This is a genomic window from Pseudoalteromonas phenolica, from assembly GCF_005876835.1.
GTDB lineage: Bacteria > Pseudomonadota > Gammaproteobacteria > Enterobacterales > Alteromonadaceae > Pseudoalteromonas > Pseudoalteromonas phenolica_B.
Genome location: NZ_PPSW01000062.1, coordinates 1 through 286, shown reverse-complemented (window position 1 = coordinate 286; position 286 = coordinate 1). Strand labels below are relative to the sequence as shown.

At 44.1% G+C, this 286-nt stretch carries 2 tRNA genes; both read right to left on the bottom strand.

Features of this window, described 5'->3' with window-relative positions:
• Positions 1-54 precede the first annotated feature (54 nt).
• Positions 55-130: transfer RNA gene (locus C1E24_RS20595), tRNA-Lys, on the bottom strand.
• 29 nt (positions 131-159) lie between these two features.
• Positions 160-235: transfer RNA gene (locus C1E24_RS20590), tRNA-Lys, on the bottom strand.
• Positions 236-286: the final 51 nt, after the last annotated feature.

Here is a 286-nt window from a genome sequence, read left to right as displayed (position 1 = left end):
TGCTCTACCAACTGAGCTAATGACCCGCTCGGATATCTATTCTTAATTAAGTATTGGTGGGTCATGATGGACTTGAACCATCGACCAATGGATTAAAAGTCCACTGCTCTACCAACTGAGCTAATGACCCGCTCATGCGATATCAGTCTAATTAAGAAGTGGTGGGTCATGATGGACTTGAACCATCGACCAATGGATTAAAAGTCCACTGCTCTACCAACTGAGCTAATGACCCGCTCGGGGATATCTTACACTTATTTAAAAGTGGTGGGTCATGATGGACTTG